General features: G+C 70.4%; 13 protein-coding genes and 1 pseudogene. 12 read left to right on the top strand and 2 right to left on the bottom strand.

Going from position 1 to position 17,700, the window contains the following annotated elements; translation table 11 throughout:
• Positions 1-54: 54 nt before the first annotated feature.
• A complete protein-coding gene (locus ACWGE1_RS32275; protein ID WP_453423997.1) occupies positions 55-930 on the bottom strand; it encodes a LysR family transcriptional regulator in 876 nt (291 codons plus the stop codon).
• A gap of 265 nt (positions 931-1,195) precedes the next feature.
• Here ACWGE1_RS32275 and ACWGE1_RS32270 point away from each other — a divergent pair, with 265 nt between their 5' ends.
• From ACWGE1_RS32270 to ACWGE1_RS32240, 7 genes are all read left to right on the top strand, one after another.
• Positions 1,196-1,837: a mycothiol-dependent nitroreductase Rv2466c family protein gene (locus ACWGE1_RS32270; RefSeq protein WP_453423996.1), complete on the top strand. Its 642-nt coding sequence runs from the start codon at positions 1,196-1,198 to the stop codon at positions 1,835-1,837.
• A 55-nt stretch (positions 1,838-1,892) separates the two neighbouring features.
• Positions 1,893-2,846, top strand: a complete 954-nt coding sequence (locus ACWGE1_RS32265; protein WP_453423995.1) for an EamA family transporter — start codon at positions 1,893-1,895, stop codon at positions 2,844-2,846.
• A 94-nt stretch (positions 2,847-2,940) separates the two neighbouring features.
• A complete protein-coding gene (locus tag ACWGE1_RS32260) occupies positions 2,941-4,152 on the top strand; it encodes an MFS transporter (protein WP_453423994.1) in 1,212 nt (403 codons plus the stop codon).
• Between the two features lie 242 nt (positions 4,153-4,394).
• Positions 4,395-4,739, top strand: a complete 345-nt coding sequence (locus tag ACWGE1_RS32255) for a hypothetical protein (protein WP_453423993.1) — start codon at positions 4,395-4,397, stop codon at positions 4,737-4,739.
• Between the two features lie 245 nt (positions 4,740-4,984).
• Positions 4,985-10,660 carry a DUF4011 domain-containing protein gene (locus ACWGE1_RS32250; protein WP_453423992.1) on the top strand — a complete coding sequence of 1,892 codons (5,676 nt, stop codon included), beginning with the start codon at positions 4,985-4,987 and terminating at the stop codon, positions 10,658-10,660.
• Between the two features lie 235 nt (positions 10,661-10,895).
• Positions 10,896-11,426, top strand: coding sequence for a toxin-antitoxin system HicB family antitoxin (locus ACWGE1_RS32245; RefSeq protein WP_453423991.1), 531 nt, complete (start codon positions 10,896-10,898; stop codon positions 11,424-11,426).
• 128 nt (positions 11,427-11,554) lie between these two features.
• Positions 11,555-12,403, top strand: coding sequence for a DUF4097 family beta strand repeat-containing protein (locus ACWGE1_RS32240; RefSeq protein WP_453423990.1), 849 nt, complete (start codon positions 11,555-11,557; stop codon positions 12,401-12,403).
• 51 nt (positions 12,404-12,454) lie between these two features.
• Here the strand turns inward: ACWGE1_RS32240 and ACWGE1_RS32235 are convergent, their stop codons facing one another.
• Complete coding sequence (locus ACWGE1_RS32235; RefSeq protein ID WP_453423989.1) at positions 12,455-13,441, bottom strand: helix-turn-helix transcriptional regulator; 987 nt, start codon at positions 13,439-13,441, stop codon at positions 12,455-12,457.
• Positions 13,442-13,712: 271 nt separating this feature from the next.
• Here ACWGE1_RS32235 and ACWGE1_RS32230 point away from each other — a divergent pair, with 271 nt between their 5' ends.
• From ACWGE1_RS32230 to ACWGE1_RS32210, 5 genes and pseudogenes are all read left to right on the top strand, one after another.
• Positions 13,713-13,871 carry a hypothetical protein gene (locus ACWGE1_RS32230; protein WP_453423988.1) on the top strand — a complete coding sequence of 53 codons (159 nt, stop codon included), beginning with the start codon at positions 13,713-13,715 and terminating at the stop codon, positions 13,869-13,871.
• A gap of 10 nt (positions 13,872-13,881) precedes the next feature.
• Positions 13,882-14,145, top strand: a complete 264-nt coding sequence (locus ACWGE1_RS32225) for a hypothetical protein (RefSeq protein WP_453423987.1) — start codon at positions 13,882-13,884, stop codon at positions 14,143-14,145.
• Between the two features lie 458 nt (positions 14,146-14,603).
• Positions 14,604-15,137: a sensor domain-containing protein gene (locus tag ACWGE1_RS32220; protein ID WP_453423986.1), complete on the top strand. Its 534-nt coding sequence runs from the start codon at positions 14,604-14,606 to the stop codon at positions 15,135-15,137.
• Positions 15,138-15,196: 59 nt separating this feature from the next.
• Positions 15,197-16,726, top strand: a complete 1,530-nt coding sequence (locus ACWGE1_RS32215) for a hypothetical protein (RefSeq protein WP_453423985.1) — start codon at positions 15,197-15,199, stop codon at positions 16,724-16,726.
• Positions 16,727-16,865: 139 nt separating this feature from the next.
• Positions 16,866-17,700, top strand: a pseudogene (locus ACWGE1_RS32210) (hypothetical protein); the annotation flags it as partial.

Genomic DNA, 17,700 nt, shown 5'->3' with positions numbered 1-17,700 from the left:
GCCCCCACCCGCATCGGGTGGGGGCCGCCCCCGGCTCCTTTCGCGTGCCCGCGTTCACTCCTCGTCGATGCCCAGCAGCTCCAGGAAGGCAGCGGCCGCCGGGGTGCGGCTCTCCCGGCCCCAGATCACGTACTCGGCGCGGGCCGGTGCGTCCGTCACCTCGATGGTGGCCATCCCGGCCAGGCCCGCGACGTACCCGGGCGGGAGCAGGGCCACGCCCAGGCCCGCGCCGACCAGACGGGCCAGGTAGTCCGCGTTGGTCACCTCGAAGGCGACCTCGCGGGTGAGGCCGGCGGCGGTGAAGGCCAGATCGGACTGGGCCCTGCCGGCGGTCTTCGCCGGGAGGTCCACGAACACCTCCGAGGACAGCCGACGGAGGTCGACCGAGGTCTCGCCGGCGAGCAGGTGGTCCGGGGAGACCACGGCGACCAGCCGCTCCTGGGCCAACTCCCGGGCCATCACGCCCCGAGGGCGGGCCGTGACCGGGATGCCGAGAAAGGCCACCTCGATCTCGCCCTGCCTGACCTTCTCCACGAGCTCGTCGCTCGCTCCCACGCTGAGGCTGATCCGGGCCTTCGGATGGCGCTGGTGGAAGTCTTTGAGGACGGCGGGAATGTCCACGGCGGCGACGGTGGGGATCAGTCCCACCGTGAGGCGTCCGCGCACCTCCCCGACGGCCGCCGCGACTTCGGCGGCGGCCCGCTCCGCCGCGTCCAGGCACTGGCGGGCGGCGGGCAGGAAGGCCGCACCCGCCGGGGTCAACCGGACCCGGCGGCTGGTGCGTTCGAAGAGCCTCGCACCCAGTTCCTTCTCCAGGCGCGCGATCTGGTGGCTGAGCGCGGACTGGACCACAAGGCAGCGCTGGGCAGCCCTGGTGAAGCTGTTCGTCTCGGCCACGGCGATCACGTACCGCATCTGCTGGAGCTCCATGGATCCATCGTGATACGAGATCCATCCCGTGACAAGCATGTGTTGGACTCATTGATGCTCCCGGCCCGACACTGGTGACAACCGCACACGGCAGGAACGCCCTCGGGCCAACTCCGCCGGGCGGGCCCTCGATCGGGGCCCTCCGGCACGACCGGAGGCTGCTCCTGCGCTGCCATCCCCCTGTCTCCCGCACCTGGGCGCACTGCGCCGAGGCACGCCTGCGCGCGCCCTTGCGCCTGTGACACCGAAAGGACGAGCGACCGCCATGAGCACCACGTCACCGCGTTCCGAGACGACCGTCGCCCACATCTGGGTGGACCCCCGCTGCCCCTGGGCGTGGATCACCTCACGCTGGATGCTGGAGGTGGAGCAGGTCAGGCCGCTGGAGACCCGTTTCCACATCATGAGCCTGTCGGTCCTCAACGAGGGCCGCGAGGTCCCGGAGAAGTACCGCCAGGGCATGATCGACGGCTGGGCCTGCGTGCGCGTGTGCATCGCGGCACAGCAGCGGCACGGCGACAAGGTGCTGCGGCCCCTCTACAACGCCATGGGCCGTCTGATCCACCACGAGAAGGCCGGGCTCGGTCACGACATGATCCGCGCCGCCCTGGAGGAAGCAGGTCTGCCCGCCGACCTGATCGAGGCGGCGGACGACACCTCTTGGGACGAGCCGCTGCGGGCCGAGCACCACGAGGGGATGGACCCGGTCGGTTCCGAGGTCGGCACCCCCGTGATCCACGTGCCCGGCCCGGACGGGAAGCCGCTGGCGTTCTTCGGCCCCGTACTCACCCCCGCCCCCCGTGCCGAGGCGGCCGGAACGCTCTGGGACAGCGTGCTGGCCGTGGCGGGCATCGACGGCTTCTTCGAGCTGAAGCGGGGCCGCGACCGCGACCCGATCTTCGACTGAGCCGGCCGGACAGGACGTCGGGGGCCACGGCGATTCCCGCGAGATTCGAGGCAGGATGAAGAACAGACAGAACGTATTCACGGCGGCCCTCACGGGCCTGGCCCCGGCGGTCTGGGGCAGCACCTACCTGGTGACCACCGAGCTGCTGCCCCCGGACCGGCCGCTCCTGGCGACCACCATGCGGGCCCTGCCGGGCGGCCTGGTCCTGCTGGCCCTCGGCCGGAAGCTTCCCGTCGGCATCTGGTGGTGGCGCGCGCTGGTACTGGGCGTTCTGAACATCGGCGCCTTCAACTTCCTTCTCTTCGTCGCGGCCTACCGGTTGCCGGGCGGCATCGCAGCCATGATCATGTCGGCGCAGCCCATGTTCGTCGTGATCCTCGCGGCCCTCGTCCTCAGCGAGAGGATCAAACCCGTCCACGCCCTGGCCTGCGCGATGGGCACCGGGGGCGTGGTGTTGCTCGTCTTCAAGGGCACGGCGTCGCTCGACACCGTCGGAGTCCTCGCCGCGGTCGGCGGAGCGCTGTGCATGGCCTCGGGGATCACACTGACCAAGCGGTGGGGCCGGCCGGAGGGCGTCGGCCTGCTCACGTTCACCGGGTGGCAACTCACGGCGGGCGGTCTGGTCCTGCTGCCGTTCTGGTTGTCGCTGGAGGACATTCCCGACGGTCTCACCGGCTCCAACGTCATCGGGTTCGCCTACCTCATCACCCTGGGCGCGGTCCTGAGCTACATCGTCTGGTTCCGAGGCATCGAACGCCTGCCGGCCGTAGCCGTCTCCTTCCTCGCGCTGGGCAGCCCGGTCGTGGCGACCCTGCTGGGCTACCTCGTCAAGGGCCAGACGCTGTCCGCCCTCCAGATCGTCGGCATGGTCGTCATCTTCCTGGCCGTCGTGCTCGGCCAGCCGCGCCCGCCGAAACCGAAGTCCGAGGAGCCCCCCTCGGCATCGCCCCGCACCACCGTCTCGCACTTCCCCGACCAACCCGCTCTGGAACAGGAACGCAGCGGATAACGGCGGGCACCTCCCCACGACATGACCTCCTCGCTCGACCCCCGGCGCCATGAGGCATTCGCGCACCACGCCTGACCACATCCGGAGAGATGACATGACCATTCAAGAAGAGACAAACACCCCCGTCACGCCACAGCAGCAGGTGTCCCCGACCCGGGGATGGCTGGGTGTGGCTGCCATCACCGCCAGCCTGTTCGTCTTCCTCACCACCGAACTGATGCCGATCGGCCTGCTCACCCCGCTCAGCGAGAGCCTCGGGGTCTCCGTGGGCTCGGCCGGCCTCATGGTCACGGCGCAGGGAGTCGCGGCCGGTCTCGGCGTGCCGTTCATCGTGGCATGGACCCGGCGCGTCAACCGGCGCCGACTGCTCACCACGCTGCTGGCCGTTCTGGCCGTCGGCAACCTGATCACCTCGATCGCCCCGAACTACCCGCTGATCCTGGGCACCCGCCTGATCATGGGCTTCGCCAGCGGCGTCTTCTGGGCCATCGGCGTCAGCATGGCCATGCGCATCGTCCCGGAGAAGCACGCCAACCGGGCCGCCGCCGTCGTGATGTCCGGAATCTCGATCGCGACCGTCGTCGGCATCCCGCTCGGCACCCTGCTGGAGAGCGCCGGCGACTGGCGCACCACCTTCCTGATCTGGGCCGGGCTCAGCGCTCTGGTGTTCCTCGCAGTCGCTTTCACGATCCCGTCGCTGCCGTCGGCCAACGCGGTCTCGGTCCGCGAGGTCTTCGGACTGCCCGTCAAGAACGTGCCGCTGCGCGTGGTCCTGGTCATGGTCGTGTTCTTCGTCCTCGGCCACTTCGGTGCATACACCTTCGTCCGTCCCTACCTCGAGGAAAGTACGTCCGCCACCGTCGGCTTCATCACCGTCGTCCTCATCGTCTTCGGCATCGGCGGCGCGATCGGCAACTTCATCGGCGGCCAGACCGTCAACAAGAGCCTGCGGGGCAGCTTCATCGGCGGCGGCCTGGCCATGATCGCCGCACTCGTCATGCTGCTGACCATCGGCACGAACGACTACGGCGTGATCGCCGCCATGGTCCTGTGGGGCCTCGCCTTCGGCGTCGTACAGCTCGCCCAGATCAACATGACGCTCTCGGCGGCTCCCGAGACCTTCGAGGCAGCGATGTCGCTCAACACCATGGCCTACAACACCTGCATCGCCCTGGGCGCCCTCATCGGCGGCCTGTTCGCCGACCACGTGGGCGTCACGAGCGTCGTCTGGTTCGGCATCGTCCTGGTCGCTCTCGCCGTGATCCTCCGCGCCGCCACCGGCCGCCGGACCACGCCGGCGAGCTGACCCCTCCCGACCACCGGAGTGCGGTCCCGGTCCCGCCCTCACGCTGAGGGCGGGACCGGGAGCGGACGTCGCGCACACCCCCGCCGCGACGGTCCGCACCGCCTCCGGTGCCGTGGGCGCGTGTTCCGGCCGGCGCAGGCGGAGCACGCGCCCACTTCGCATTCCCGGCGGGGACTCCCCGCCCCGCACCGTCGTGCCGCCGCCGCGGCCCGGCGCCCTCACGTAAGGCACGGCACCGCCCCATGACGACCCCCAGCGACCGCATCACCCACGCCGACGGCACCGAGCCCGCCGCCTCCGTCGTCGGACTGGCCCTGGACCTGTCCGACGACCTGACCGCGGGCCGTTGGACGCCGACCCACCTGGACCGGCGCCTCGCCCAGTACCTCGTCGTCACGTCGGCGGGCGACGGGCAGCTCACGGCGGAGCGGCTCCGTACGGCGCTGTGGGAGGGCGGCGAGCCCCTGCTCCGGCAGCCGGACAGCCGCTTCGCGTCGCTGCTGGCCCAGTTGATCCCCGGCACGGCGTCCGTCCTGGACGACGCGACGGTCCACGCCCTGCTGCGCCGCCTGGCCCCGCCCGGATGACTTCTCCCCACGCCCCTGACGGCCCGCCCGGGGCCCGGGCGCCTTCGCATCGCTCCCCGTTCTGACGCTCGCCACGCACCGGAGTGAGTCGACGGGGCCGGTGGATCCGCCATGCCTGTCGACCTGCGGTTACCGGGGGGCGTCCGAGATCCGGGTCCTCGGGACGCTGCTGTGACGGGTCGGTATGCTCCAGCTATTTCTTCACGCGTTGCATGCCCTGTCATGAGCGAACGGAGCCGCACTGCATGACCCTCCAAGCCCCCATGGCACGGGCCGACCGTGTGCGACTCGAGAAGCTGTTGGGGTCCTGGCGGGACTCCCTCATCGACTTGAGCTTCCGCAACCGTCTGCTCAACTACCAGCGTCGGTCCACTTCCGTCGGGATGGATCTCGTTGAGCCCGGTCTGCTCACCACTTTGGAGGGACTCGCCCGCGGCTGCGGCTTCGCCCCTGTCGAGGAGCATCGGGCCAAGGCCGGGAGCAGTGCCCCCGGCGGCGCCGGGGTGTCGATGGCCAAGGCCGCTGCGGTGGCTGCCACGGGGGCCCGGCCCATCGACACCCCCGCTTCCCGTGCGGGGATCGGAACCGGCCGTCCCGTCGTGAGCCTCACGACCTCGAAGGTCACCCAGGCCGATCAGGACCGGCACCTGCGTCGTCTCGCGACGGTGGCGCGGGAGAAGTACAACGACTACGGCCTGTGGGTCCTGCACCTGGGCGTGGGCTTCCTCGACTGGAAGCCGGCCCCCTCCGCGGAGAAGGGCTTCAGCTCACCCCTCGTCATGGTGCCCGTGATACTCGAACGGCGCCGTGGAGACTCCTACGTACTCAAGGCCAACGCGGACGAGGAGCCGGTTCTCAACCCCGCACTTGGCATCAAACTCGGCGAACTCGGCGTCGAATGGCCCCGCCCGGACCAAGTGGAGCAGAGCGACATCCCGGAGCTGATCGCAGGCATCCGGCGCGCAGTGAAGGGCATCCCCGGCTGGCAGGTGACCAGCCGCATGGTGCTGGACACCTTCAATTCCAGCAAGGAAGTGATGTACCGGGACCTGCTGGACAACGCGGACCGGGTCATGGGCAGCACCCTGGTACGGGCCGTCGGTCTCGGCGCGGACTCCGACGTCTCACCGCAGACCTTCGCGTTCGAGGCCGCGGACATCGACCGCATCGACGCGATACAGCCGCCCGAGCAGGCGCCCCTGGTACTTGATGCCGACTCCTCCCAGCGGCAGTGCGTCGCCGCGGCGATCGAGGGCCGCAGCTTCGTGATGGACGGGCCGCCCGGCACGGGCAAGAGCCAGACCATCACCAACATGATCGCCGGCCTCTTGGACAAGGGCCGCACCGTGTTGTTCGTCAGTGAAAAGGCCGCAGCCCTGGACGTGGTCCGAAACCGTCTCGGCGATGTCGGGCTCGACGACTACGTGCTTGCGCTGCACAGCAACAGCGCAGGACGAAAGCAGGTGGCCCAGGAGCTCGGCCGGGCCTTGGGAGCTCCGCGCCGCACCTTGCCGGGCGGGAGCCGGGGAGACCTGGCACAGGCCCGGGAACTGCGCGAGGAACTCTCCGGGTACGCCGCGGCGATGAACGAGCCACGGGCCCGGCTCGGCATGTCGCTCCACGACGCCCTGGGGCGGATCACGCTGCTGGACGGCGCTCACCCGCTGCCCGCAGACGGCTCCTTCGGCGCGGCGGCCCTCACTGCCGAGGGCCTGGAGCGGGCGATCGCGGGTGCACGCCGAGTCAGCCGATCCTGGCGTCCGGCGCTGGAAGGTACCGGGTTCTCCTGGTACGGCCTGAAGGACGCGGGAAATCCGCTGAGCGCACTGGACCTTGCATCCGAGGCCCTTGCCAGACTCGACACGACCCTGCGCCCGCACGCAGAGCTCCTTGCTGAGCTCGACTGGGAGGGGATGAGAGACGCATCCCGCCTGGCAGCGCTCCTGCGCACCGCAGGTGCCCGGCCGCCGATGCCGAAGCACTGGCTCACAGCGGACCAGGAGGGGCTGACCGCAGCGGTACAGGGCTTCCTGGCCCGCCTGGGCGAGGCCGAAGAGGCCGAGGTGCCGGCCAGACAGGCGTTCGGTGATGCCTGGGACCGGCTTCCTGCGGATCTGGAGCCGGAACCCGGACCCGAGGAAGCAGCCCTCGTCGCTCTGGTTCCTCCGGCCGTGGACCTCGAATCGCTCACTGCCGAGAGTGCCCGCGTCCTCGCCGACCGGCTGGCCGCGGATGCCGCGGCCCTGGACCAAGCGGCGCAGTCACTGGCCGCCGTGGCTCAGATGTACGGGCTGCCTGCTCCCATATCCTGCGACGACGGCCTTCGCCTGGGCCGGATCGCCGCTCTTTCGGGACTGCCGGCGGAGACCAAACCACTGCCCGGGTGGCTCAGTACCGACGGACTGAGCGGGGCCCGCGCAGCCGCTCAGGCGCTGCGTGAGGCGGTGGACGGGCTGCGCGCCGCCAGGGGGAGGGCCGAGACCGTCTTCACCGACCGGGTGCTGCAACAGGACGACCTGGAGGAGCTGGCGCAGCGGTTCGCGACGGTGCACCGCTCGTTCACCGCACGGCTGTCCTCGGCCTGCCGCGCGGACCGGCGGACCGTACGGACCCTCCTCCCCGAGGGCGACAAGTGCACCAGGGCGGTTGTCGGCGCCCTCCCGGCCGCCGTGGCGTGGCAGAAGGCCGAGCGGAGGCTCAACGACGAAGCCCGCCGGCACGCTTCCGCGCTCGGTCGTCACTGGCAGGGGGAAACCACGGACTTCACGGTCCTGGACTCCCTCGTCGACCGTGCCGGAGAGATCGCCGCTCTCGCCCCCCGGGTCCTGAACCGGGAAGCGCTGGCTCGCGCAGTGGCGGCAGGCGATGACCAGCTCGCCGCCGATCGCCTCAACGCCGCGCGCCGCACCGCGGAGGAGGCCGCTGTCAGGCTGGCCGCATGGCGGGACGCGCTGGTGCTCCCGCCCGTGGCCGGACCCTCGTACGAGCTGGAGTCGGGGAGCATCAGGGACGCAGCAGTCTGGAGCCGTGCGCACGTGGCTCCGCTGCGGGCGGCCGAGCGGCTGATCCGGATCGTGGAGGAGACCGCTGCCGCCGGTGCAGGAGCGAGTACGACAACGGGTGCCTGGACCCTCGGCGCCGCCCGTGCGTCCGTGTACAAGGTACGTGCGGCGCGGGCGGCCGCCGTCGAGTTCGAGTCCGCGGAGCACGGTGACCGGGCGCTGATCGGAGACCTCTACCGGGGCCGCTCCACGAGCGGATCCGGCCTGGCCGCCGCACTCGCATGGACCACCGGCCTGCGCCGGGCCTGTGGGCTCGACAGCACGGCGGTACTCAGCACATCCGCTGCCGAGATCCTCTACTGCGCAGGGCCCGATGCCGAGCTGGAAGCCGCCCAGGAGATGTGGACCCGGGCGGCCGAGGGACTCGCCGCCCTGTTCCGCCCGGAGCGGGCGACCGGACTCAGTGCGGCGTTCGGCCAGTCCCGGGAATCAGCCGGGGCAGCGCTCGGCACCCTTGAGAGCGACCGGGGAGGCCCGGACGAGTGGTACGCGTACGACAAGGGGCGTCGGGTGCTCGACGCCATGAACCTGGGCGACCTGGTCGACCGTGCTGTCCGCCGAGGCGTCGATCCGGACGCGTTTGCGCCGCTCGTCGAGCGAGCGGCGCTGCGCGCCTGGGCGGACCTGGAGCTGGCTTCGGATCCGAGGCTGGGAACCACCCGTTCCGCTGACCGGGACGATCTGGTCAAGCGTTTCCGAGAACTGGATTCGGCACTGGCCGACCATGCACGGGCAACGGTCGTACGAGCCTGTGACGGACGCCGCCCGCGGACCACGGCTGATCCCGGCGCCGCTCTGCTCAAGCGGGAGGGCGAGAAGAAGAGCCGGCACAAGCCCGTGCGGGAACTCCTGGACACTGCACGGGACACGGTGCGCCTGATCAAGCCGTGCTTCATGATGAGCCCGCTCACGGTGAGCCGGTTCCTGCCGCCCGACCTCGTTTTCGATGTGGTGATCTTCGACGAGGCATCCCAGGTGCTGCCGCAGGACGCCATGAACTGCATCTACCGAGGCCGTGCACTGATCGTTGCCGGTGACCAGAAGCAGCTGCCCCCCACCGCCTTCTTCTCCTCCAGTGGTGACGACGAGGAGGACGCCTCCGGGGACGAGGATCTTCCCGACCGGTTCGAGTCGGTCCTGGACCTGTGCAAGGCGAGCGGCCTGCTGCCCAGCCTGTCGCTGCGTTGGCACTATCGCAGCCGCCACGAGGACCTGATCGCCTTCAGCAACCGCGAGTTCTACGACGAGTCGATGACCACCTTCCCGGGCGCGCACGCCGAGGGCGACGATGTCGGTGTTGCCTTCTTCCGCGCCTCGGAGGGTGCGTACCGCTCGGGCTCGGCGGCCCGCAACAATCCGGGTGAGGCCGCAGAGGTGGCACGCCGCGTGATCCACCACTTCACCACGCGCAAGGGCAGGTCGCTGGGCGTCGTCGCGCTTTCGCAGTCGCAGGCGGTGGCCATCCAGGACGCGGTGGACGCAGCCCGGCGGAGCCGGCCCGACCTCGACGACTGCTTCTCCGAGGACCGGCTGGACGGATTCTTCGTCAAGAACCTGGAGACGGTGCAGGGTGACGAGCGGGACGTGATGATCATGTCCGTCGGCTACGGGCCTGATGCCAACGAGAAGTTCTCCAAGAACTTCGGGCCGATGAACAAGGCTGACGGCTGGCGTCGTCTCAACGTCGCTGTCACCCGGGCCCGCTACCGGGTCGAGGTCGTCGCGTCGTTCGAGCCCGACCAGCTCGGAGACACCGGCAGCAAGAGCTTCCGCCACTTCGGCCGGTACCTGCGGTACGCCAGGAGCGGTCCGGCCGTGCTGTCCCACGGGCCGGTGGACGTGGATGCCCAGCCGGAAAGCCCGTTCGAGGAATCGGTCCTCGCGGTGCTGCGGGGGTGGGGCCACGACGTGCAACCGCAGGTCGGCGTCGCGGGCTACCGCATCGACCTGGGCATCCGGCATCCGGACTTCCCGGGGCGCTACGCGCTGGGGGTGGAGTGCGACGGCGCCATGTACCACTCCTCCAAGGCTGCCCGGGACCGTGACCGGCTGCGAGAAGGCGTGTTGCGTGGTCTCGGCTGGGAGCTGCACCGGATCTGGGGGACGGACTGGTACCGGGACCGGGCCGGGGCCGAGGCGCGACTGCGGGCTGCCGTGGAGAGTGGGGTGGCCGCCACCATCGCGATGCCGGCCCCTTCCGTAGTGGTGCCACGGGTGAGCCCGAGCAGGTCGGACGAGACGCCGTCCTCGGTGGGTACGACGCCTGCTGGGCCGGGGAATGTCACGCGGGTCACCTCTTCCGGACGACGCAATGGTGCGGGGCAGTCGGGGGCGGGCCCGCGTACCACCGGAGCGGAAGGGGTTGCGGCCCCCCGCCGGGTCGCGGCTGCCACAGCTTCCTTCCGTCTGACCGCGCTGGCCAGAGGCTCATGGCAGCGCGCCGAGAACGAACTGGTGCAGCTCCGGCAGCAGCTGGGCGAGCCGGAGGCTGCCGACCCCTCCGCCGACCCTCGAGTGCGCCGTAACAACCGGCTCCTGCGGGAGAAGCGAATCGAGCAGCTCAAGGAACGGGCCGCCCTTCTGGAGGCCTTCCTCAAGGCGGCCCCCGCTGCCGTGCGCACCGACGGCGGCTCGATCGTCGCGCCCGGGCGCCTGGTGGGGCTGGTCTTCGACGGGACGTCGGACGCCGAGGAGTACGAGATCACTTCGCAGTCACCGGCTTCGGATGACACGGAGTCGCTGAGTCCGTTCACGGAGCTCGGAGCTGCTCTGCTCTGGCGGGAGGCGGGACTGTCGGTCGACTACACCGACGGCGGGGGAAGGCGCCACACCGTGCTCATCCAACACGTCCGGGACTGACCGGATCGGCGAAGGCGGCGTCGTCGGGGTCGGGGTCGGGGGCGGCGGGGCCGAGCGGCATCAGCACGGCCGTTGGGCCCCGGCCACCGACAGGGGCCGTTGACGGGTGTGGTGCCACTTTGGCTCAGCGGTGCGGGTTGGTGGTGCGTGCTCCGAGCCGGGCCTTCGGACGTGCTGGAAAATGTGGTGCCAGATTGGCTCGCTGTGGCATCAAATGTGTGTCATGCTGGGGAGCATGGACCTCACGCCCTATGTCGCCAGTCTTCGCAACGAGCTCGCGGTGGCCGCCGAGGCGGGTGGCGAAGACGCTCGCGCTCTTGCCGAGCGCATCACCGCGCCGCTGGAGTCGGCGGTCAGACTCACCCTGCTGAACGCCCTGTCGGACGCCATGGGTGAGGTCACCCGGGAGCTCGCTCCGGGGTCGGTCGACGTGCGGTTGCGCGGACTCGAGCCGGAGTTCGTCGTGACCGCGCCGCCGAAGGAGGAGCCGTTCGTCATGGAGGGCTTCGAGGAGAGCCATGCCCCGCCCGCCGTCCCGCTCGCGCCGGAGGGCGAGGACAGCAGCACCGCGCGCATCAACCTCCGACTCCCCGGCCATGTCAAGGCGCGTGCGGAGCAGGCGGCCGCGCGGGAAGGGCTTTCGCTCAACGCCTGGCTCGTCAGAGCGGTTTCGGGCGCCCTGGAGCCCGGCGGCGGGCGGCAGGGCGACGGGCCGGCGCCCCGGCGGGGGAGCGATCGCAAGAGCTTCACGGGCTGGGTGAGCTAGGGAGACGCCCCCCAGGCCGTCCGGCCGACCGGGGCTCCGTTCCGGCGTGCGCGAAGCCGGTCACTCTCGCGACATCTTCACGTCCCCGGAGCGGGGGCGACCACCAGACTCACGAGGACGGGACAGCCATGCCTTCTTTCGAGACCGAGGGACCCATCACCGCGACCATCCACGTCGAGGTCGGAGTCGCCCGGATCAGTGCCACGGACCGCACCGACACGGTGGTCGAGATCCACCCCCGCACCGCCGGGAACAAGGACGACATCCGCGCCGCCGAGCAGACGAACGTCGACTTCACCGACGGCACGCTGACCGTCCGCACTCCGAAGGCACGCGGGCTGTTCTCCGCCCGCGGTTCGGTCACGGTCGAGGTGGCGCTGCCCCAGGGCTCGCGCCTCCACGGCACTCTGGAGCTGGGTGACATCAGCTGCAAGGGAACGATGGGCGAGTGCGAGGTCCGCACCAGCGCCGGCGACATCCGGCTGGACCGGGCCGGCCCGGTGCGGCTGAGGACGCAGCACGGGGACGTCCAGCTCGACACGGTGGCGGGCGACGCCGACATCACCACCGGATCGGGCGAGGTCCGGGTGCGTACGGTCGGCGGCAACGCAGAGATCAAGAACTCCAACGGCAACACGTGGCTCGAGGACGTGGCGGGCGACCTGCGGCTGAAGGTCGCCAACGGCAACATCACGGTCGGCCGGGCGCAAGGGTCCGTTTCGTCGAAGAGCTCGAACGGCAACGTACGCATCGAGGAGGTGGCGCGGGGCACGGTCGAGCTCCAGACCAAGGCCGGCGACCTCGAAGTCGGGATTCGCCAGGGCACTGCCGCCTGGCTCGACATCAACTCCCGGGCCGGGACGGTCCACAGCGCCCTCGGATCCACCGAGGGCCCCGCGGCGGGCGCGGAGACCGTCAAGGTGCACGCGAGGACCGTCCTCGGTGACATCACCATCCAGCGGGCGCACGGCGCCTGACGCCACGACCGATGTTTCCGCCGTGTCCGAGCCGGAACGCGCGGGCGGTGTTCAGAGCCAGCCGCGTTGGGCCGCCTTGAGGCCGGCTTCGAACCGGCTGGCCGCGTTGAGCCGTTCCATGAGCGCCGACATCTGCCGCCGTACGGTGCGCAGGGAGACGCCGAGACGTTTGCCCGCGGCCTCGTCGGTCATTCCGGCGGCGAGGAGTTTGAGGAGTTCCCGCTCGCCGGCGCTGATGCCCTGCTCCGTGGCCGCCTGGCGGGTGGCGCCGAGGGGCACGGCGGTGTCCCAGGTCTGGTGGAACAGGCTCACGAGGGAGGCCACGATGCCGGGAGCCGTCGTGCACAGCGCGCCCAGGCGGGAGTTGGCCGGGTCGATCGGGACGACGGCCACGGTACGGTCGAAGATCAGCAGTCGCGGCGGCAGGACGGGGCTGGTGCGGACCTCTCCGCCCTGCTCGGTGGTCCACTGCGCGTACGCGAGGGTCGCCGGGTCGTTCCTGACGCTGTCCTGATAGACGACCCGCATGTCGACGCCCCGTTCCAGTGCCTCCGCGTCCAGCGGCCGCGAGGCGTCGAGGCTCGCCTGGGACTGGGCGCCGCCCGGCATGATGGACAGGCATTCCCCGGCCAGGTCCCTGGTGAGCACCTCCAGCCGCGACTGGATGGCGTCGAGTCCGACGAGACGCTCCGCGCCTTCGGTCTCCGTGTTCGGACGCAGTTCCGCGTACTCGGCGACGGCGCGGGCCGCGGCCGCCTTGCTCAGCGCCAGTTCGTGCTGGCGTCTGGCGAGTTCCTCCTCCTGGCGGCGCAGCAGCTGCTCCAGACCCGCCTCCGGACTGACCGCGCGCAGCGCGCCCGACGTCTCCCGGGAGGCCGTCAGCAGCCCGAGGTCCACGAGCCGGTCCAGCGCCTCCCTGACCTCGGTCTCGACCATCCCCAGTCGTAGGCCGAGCTCTCCCACACCGCCGGAGGGATCCGCCAGCATCCCCCGGTAGACGGTCTCTGCCTGTACGTCCAGCCCCAACGCTTTCAGCATCGTTCAGCCCCCCGGCTGCACATCGGTAGCAGTCTTGATCGACTCCAGTGTGGCGATCTTAATCGCCATTCGGCTAGGTGGTGGCCCCATGGTGCCCGGCACCTTGGTGCCAGGCGTGATCCCTTCCTGCGGGGTGCGTACGCCAGCAAGATGGTGATCACCGGACGGCGGGGCAACACGAGCCCCACCCCAGGCCAGGGCCGAAAGGCCGTCCGGTGCAGCGCGCATCACCCTTCAGCCGCATCAACCCACAGTGTTCCAGGGGGAACCCATGTCTCGCACCGCTCGCCTGATCGTCGCTGCCGGCCTCACCGCACTGCTCTCCACCGGCGCTGCCTCCCTCGTCTCCGCGGTGACCGGCCCGGGTGTGATCGGCTGGGACTCGGTCCAGGCCGTCGGCGCCGACTCCCAGGTCATCGGCTGGGACTGACTCTGTGCGTGTGATCCAGGCCAGCCTCGTCCGTACCTCGCAGGAACCGCTCGCCGAGGGTGCGGCCCCCCTTCTCCAGGACCTGCTGTGGGCGCACGCCAGACCGTCCGACGGACTGGAACACGTCCGGGCCCGGCCCGCCGAACACGGCCTCGACGTCGTCCTCTTCGTCCGCGCGCGGTCCGACGACTCGGCCCTCGTCCAGATGCGCGCACTGCTCGACCGCGTGGACGGGCCCGTCGCCTGTCACGGCTTCACCCTCGCGCTCCCCTGAACCTCGTCCGGTCCCGATGCGCGCCGAGGACGGACGTGGCGATTTAACTCGCCATTCGCCGTCCGGCCCCGTTCCGGCGTCCCGTCGCCCTGCCGCCCCGGCTTCCCTTTCGCTCTCTCCACAGTTTCGGAGCAGTCATGTCCACCCGGTCGCAGCGATCCGCTTTCACTACCGCCGCATCTGTGGCGCTGGCCCTCTGCACCGCTGCCGCGGCGACCGGTTGCGGGCACCACCAGAACGGGTCCCCGCCCGCCGCGCTCGCCCAGGAATCACCGGCGGTATCCCCGGTACCGTCGCCCCCGGCCGGTTCGCCCTCGCCGGCAGCGGCGACACCCGGGAACCCGGTGACACCCGGAAACCCGGCGGTACCCATGGCCTCCCGGCCTCCGAACGATGCGACTGCGCAGGGCACGCCGGATCCGGGCGCCGCACGCAGCGCGGCCGTCACTCCCGAAGGAGTGGAGAGGCTGCCCGTCCAGAAGGCTTTCGGTTGGAAGCCGGACGGCCCCCTGACCAGCCAGGACCTGCACGGTCAGAAGATCACGCTCAACGAGTGCGCGGCCGTCACCGGCGCCATCCTCCGGCAGCAGCAGGGGTACCTCAGCTCCGCCAGGAACTCCGCAGGTCAGCAGCTGTTCGCCTTCCCGGACGCCGAAGCCGCCCGGAGCGCGTACCGGCGTCTTCTCGCCGACATGAAGAACTGCCAGGCCACTGCCCGTGCCCTCCAGGCCCGCGAAGGGGTACCTCAGGACGCCGTCGTGGCCGCCACCGCGACGACCCAGGACGGCACCGCCTGGTCACGTCACTGGACGGGCGTCGGCGGCATGTCGGCCCGCGACATACAGACCAACCACCTCTACGCCGTCCACCAGGGCGCCCACCTCACGCTCTTCCAGTTCGACGAGCGGGCGGAGCGTCCCGCACCGCCGCACGACACCGGCACCGACGCCGCCGTTCTCGGCGCGCTGGCCGATCCCGGCGCCACGAACTGACCGCGCCGAAGAACCGCGAACGAACTTCTTCTTCCTTTCTCTCTTCACCAGGAGTCACGTTGTCCGTCAAGACCTCGGCCTTCCGTGCCGCGAGCATCGTCACCGCCGCCTGCGCCGCCTCGCTGGTCCTGTCCCTCATGCCCGCCCATGCCGAAAACGCCCAGACCGCCCCGACGGGCACCGTGGCGTCGCAGAGCGCCGGCATCGAGCGCCCCCAGGGCAAGCCGGGCCCGCTGAAGACCGCGGCCGCCAAGAACTCGTTCTCCGCAGCCGCCGCGGCCTCGGAGACCGCAGGCGCCCCGGTCACCCGCAGTTCCGTCATCGCCCGGGCCAAGACCTGGGTCGACGCCAAGGTCCCGTACAGCCAGAGCAGTTACCGCGAGGGCTACCGCACCGACTGCTCCGGCCTGGTGTCCATGGCCTGGAACCTCGGTACCAATGCCTGGACCGGCAACCTCGACACCTACGCCAACCGGATATCCAAGAGCGAGCTGCGCAAGGGCGACATGCTGCTCTTCCACAACGCCGCCAACCCGGTGAGCGGTTCGCACGTCGTCCTCTTCGAGAGCTGGACCGACTCCTCGATGACGTCCTACATCGGCATCGAGCAGACACCTCCGCACGCAGTGCGCCGCGTCATTCCCTACTCGTACTTCAGCAACGCCGGCTCCTACCTCCCGTACCGCTACAAGAACATCGTCGAGGACCAGGCTGTCGTCCCCTCGAAGGTGCATCTGGAGGCGGTCGGTGCGGACGGCGCGATGTGGAACACCGACGGTGACTATGCGGCCGGTGGTTGGACGGGTGCCTGGTCCTCGCTGGGTGGCACGGGGCTGAAGGGGCTGACCAGTGCGGTGGTCGGGGACACGATGCACGTGTTCGCGATCGGTTCGACGGGGCGTGTGTTCACGAAGGACGCGAACTACGCGAGCGGTCAGTGGAGCGAGGGCTGGGCGGAAGTCCCCGGCGGGCTCCAGGGTGTCACTTCGCTGACGGCTTCGGTCACCGGGAACACCGTTCACCTGAATGCGATCGGTTCGGACGGCGCGATGTGGGCGACCGACGGTGACTACGCAGCCGGCAGCTGGTCGGGTTCCTGGTCGTCCATGGGCGGTGCCGGTCTGAAGGCCCTGGCGAGTGTGGTGACCGGGAACACGATGCATGTCTACGCGATCGGTTCGACGGGGCGTGTGTTCACGAAGGATGCGAACTACACGAGCGGTCAGTGGAGCGAGGGCTGGGCGGAGGTTCCCGGTGGGATCCAGGGTGCTACGGCGCTGACGGCTTCGGTGACCGGCAGCAAGGTCCATCTGGAGGTCGTCGGTTCGGACGGCGCGATGTGGAACACCGACGGCGACTACGCGGCCGGTGGTTGGACGGGCTCCTGGACGTCGATGGGCGGTGCCGGTCTGAAGGCCCTGACGAGTGTGGTGACCGGGAACACGATGCACGTCTACGCGATCGGTTCGACGGGGCGTGTGTTCACGAAGGACGCGAACTACACGAGCGGCCAGTGGAGCGAGGGCTGGGCGGAGGTCCCCGGCAACGCCGCCGGCGCCACCGCCCTCACCGCATCCGTCACCAAGTAACGCCCGACCGGCCCTCCACAGGGGGCGTTCGCCTCAGCTCCAGCTCCAGCTCCAGCTCCAGCTTGAGCTCGACGCGCACGCCCCCTGCCTGCCGCCCTGCCCGAGCCCTCGCCACCCAGCCCAGGAAGTCGAATCCCTGATGAAGCACCAGCTCCGCCGCGTCCTTCCCGTCGCCGCTCTCACGGTCGCCCTCACCACGCCGATGTTCCTCGCCGCCGGTCCGGCGCACGCGCTCCTCCCCAACCGGTCCTGCGGAACCGTCACCGCGACCGACAGCACGACCGCCGCCAACCTGAACAAGGTGCTCACCGGAAAGCTGCGCGGCTCGATGACCGCCTACCGGCTCTCCTGCGCCCGGGCGATAGCCGACGCCTCACGCGCCCGCGGCCTGCCGGACCGTGCCGCGGTCATCGCCATCACCACGGCCATCACCGAATCCGTGCTGGAGAACAACCCGAACAAGATCGACCACACCAGCGTCGGTCTGTTCCAGCAGCAGGACTGGTGGGGCAGCTTCGAGGAGCGGCTCGACCCCGCCTACGCCACCAACGCCTTCCTCAACGCCATGCTCAGGGCCTACCCCAACAACTCCTGGCAGTCCCAGCAGATCGGCGTCGTCGCCCAGAAGGTCCAGGTCTCCGCCTACCCCGACCGCTACCAGCCCGAGGCCGCGGACGCCCAGCGGATCCTCGACTCCCTCACCGGCGTGTCCGCCCCGGCTTCGAAGGTGCATCTGGAGGCGGTCGGTGCGGACGGCGCGATGTGGAACACCGACGGTGACTACGCGGCCGGTGGTTGGACGGGTGCCTGGTCCTCGCTGGGTGGTGCGGGGCTGAAGGGGCTGACCAGCGTGGTGGTCGGAGACACGATGCACGTGTTCGCGATCGGTTCGACGGGGCGTGTGTTCACGAAGGATGCGAACTACACGAGCGGCCAGTGGAGCGAGGGCTGGGCGGAGGTTCCCGGTGGGATCC

It is taken from the genome of Streptomyces sp. NPDC054932 (assembly GCF_053610205.1).
Note: the sequence above shows the minus strand (reverse complement) of the source record. Positions and strands in the feature narration are given on the sequence as shown.